Annotated in this window: 2 protein-coding genes; one reads left to right on the forward strand and one right to left on the reverse strand. The window is 67.1% G+C overall.

Annotation, left to right across the window (positions count from 1 at the left end; genetic code table 11):
* Window positions 1-40: 40 nt before the first annotated feature.
* Window positions 41-1,237: an acyl-CoA dehydrogenase gene (locus ACOQFS_RS08140; RefSeq protein WP_421562395.1), complete on the reverse strand. Its 1,197-nt coding sequence runs from the start codon at window positions 1,235-1,237 to the stop codon at window positions 41-43.
* A gap of 180 nt (window positions 1,238-1,417) precedes the next feature.
* Here ACOQFS_RS08140 and ACOQFS_RS08145 point away from each other — a divergent pair, with 180 nt between their 5' ends.
* Window positions 1,418-2,359 (forward strand): LysR family transcriptional regulator, encoded by a 942-nt coding sequence (locus ACOQFS_RS08145; RefSeq protein ID WP_421562396.1) that lies wholly within the window; start codon window positions 1,418-1,420, stop codon window positions 2,357-2,359.
* The last annotated feature ends 94 nt before the right edge of the window (window positions 2,360-2,453 follow it).

Here is a 2,453-nt window from a genome sequence, read left to right on the forward strand (position 1 = left end):
GCCCCTCTCCCGCGAGGGGAGAGGGGAGTGGGTGCAGGGGTCAGTTCGAAAACGCGGCGATGCCCGTTTGCGCCCGGCCCAGGATCAGCGCGTGCACATCGTGCGTGCCTTCATACGTGTTCACCACTTCCAGGTTCACCAGGTGGCGTGCCACGCCGAATTCATCGCTGATGCCGTTGCCGCCCATCATGTCGCGCGCCAGGCGGGCAATGTCCAGCGCCTTGCCGCAGCTGTTGCGCTTGATGATGGACGTGCCTTCCACGCTGGCCGTGCCTGCATCTTTCATGCGGCCAAACTGCAGGCAGGCCTGCAGGCCAATGGCGATTTCGGTCTGCATGTCGGCCAGCTTCTTCTGGATGAGCTGGTTGGCGGCCAGGGGGCGGCCAAACTGCTTGCGGTCCAGCGTGTACTGGCGGGCGGTGTGCCAGCAGAATTCGGCCGCACCCAGGGCGCCCCAGGCGATGCCGTAGCGTGCGCTGTTCAGGCAGGTGAAGGGGCCCTTCAAACCTTGCACTTCAGGGAAGGCGTTCTCTTCGGGCACGAACACGTCGTCCATCACGATCTCGCCGGTGATGGAGGCGCGCAGGCCCACCTTGCCGTGGATGGCGGGGGCGGTGAGGCCCTTCATGCCTTTTTCCAGCACGAAGCCGCGGATAGGGCCCACGGCGCCGCCTTCGGACACTTCCTTGGCCCAGACCACGAACACATCGGCCACGGGGCTGTTGGTGATCCACATCTTGCTGCCCTTGAGCTTGTAGCCGCCGTCCACCTTGTGTGCGCGCGTGGCCATGCTGCCGGGGTCGGAGCCGTGGTCGGGCTCGGTCAGGCCGAAGCAGCCGATCCACTCGCCGCTGGCCAGCTTGGGCAGGTACTTCTGGCGTTGGGCTTCGCTGCCGAATTCATAAATGGGCACCATCACCAGCGACGACTGCACGCTGGCCATCGAGCGGTAGCCCGAGTCCACACGCTCCACCTCACGGGCGATCAGGCCGTAAGCCACGTACGACAGGCCGGGGCCGCCGTACTGCTCGGGGATGGTGGGGCCCAGGAGGCCCACTTCGCCCATCTCGCGGAAGATGCTCACGTCCATCTTTTCGTGGCGGAAGGCGTCCAGCACGCGGGGGGCCAGCTTGTCCTGGCAGTAGGCGGCGGCCGCGTCGCGGATGGCGCGTTCGTCGTCGGTCAGTTGCTGGCTCAAAAGGAAGGGGTCATCCCATTGAAAAGCGGCGTGGGCCATGTGTGTCTCCAGGTCGGAAAGAGGGGGGAAGAAAAAAACGAATCTGGGGCGCATCGTAGGCCTTGGGGGGGTGGCCCGCAAGCGAGTTCTTTTCATCCAGACATGCGTTTATGGAATGTATGGAATACTTGCCGACCACCAATCCATGGTGGGAAGGCTAACTACAAGTTCCTCTTCATCATGCGCCGCAACATCCCCTCCACCCAGGCCCTGGCCTGCTTTGAAGTCGCCGCCCGCCACGAGAGCTACACCCGCGCCGCGCAGGAGCTGTCGCTCACGCAAAGTGCGGTGTCGCGCCAGATCCAGGCGCTGGAAGAGTTTTTGGGCGTGGCGCTGTTTCGCCGCACGCGCCACGGCGTGGTGCTGACGCCTGCGGGCGCGCACTACGGCCGCCAGGTGGCGCGCTGGCTGCAGGGGTTGGAGCGCGACACGCTCGACGTGATGGCCCACCAGGGCGAGGGCGGCACGATCACGCTGGCGGCCGTGCCCACCTTTGCCACGCGCTGGCTCATCCCGCGCCTGCCGCTGCTGGCGCAGGCGCACCCCGACATCGTGGTGCACATCGATACGCAGACCCGGCCTTTTTTGTTTGCCGACACCACGTTTGATGCCGCGCTGTATGCGGGCACGCCCGAGCAGGTGAGCAACTGGCCCGGCGTGCAGGCGCAGCTGCTGATGCACGAAGACGTGGTGCCCGTGTGCAGCCCGCGCCTGCTCGAATCCGCCGCACCCCGGGGCCGGGGCCGCGCCCACCAGCCCGTGGCGGCCGAGGCGCTGGCCGACCTGCCGCTGCTGCAGCAAAGCACGCGCCCCTATGGCTGGCGGCAGTGGTTTGATGCGATGGGGGTGGATGCACCGCATGCGCTGGACGGCCCGCGCTACGAGCTGTTCTCCATGCTGGCCGTGGCCGCCACGCATGGCATGGGCGTGGCGTTGATCCCGCCCCTGCTCATCGAGGCCGAACTCGCCAGCGGCGAGCTGGTGGTGGCTTGCAGCCGCCCGCTGCGCGGCGAGCGCGCCTACTACCTGGTCAGCCCCGCGCATGCGCAGCCGCCCGTGCTGGCCACCTTCGCGCGCTGGCTGCAGGGCATGGCCCAGGCCGGCGCTGCACCTGCGCTCTGAGAACGTGTTGACGATCTCCCAGGGGTCGCGCAGCGGTCTCGTCGGGATGGGGTGCAAGGCGCGGTGCGCAGTGGATAGCCCGGCTATCCACAAG

The organism is Paracidovorax sp. MALMAid1276, assembly GCF_049198005.1.
In the GTDB taxonomy this organism is placed as follows: Bacteria; Pseudomonadota; Gammaproteobacteria; order Burkholderiales; family Burkholderiaceae_C; genus Acidovorax.

Coding starts and splice junctions, on each gene's coding strand:
- ACOQFS_RS08140 (WP_421562395.1), bottom strand. CDS start 1,237: ATGGCCCACGCCGCTTTTCAATGGGATGACCCCTTCCTTTTGAGCCAG.
- ACOQFS_RS08145 (WP_421562396.1), top strand. CDS start 1,418: ATGCGCCGCAACATCCCCTCCACCCAGGCCCTGGCCTGCTTTGAAGTC.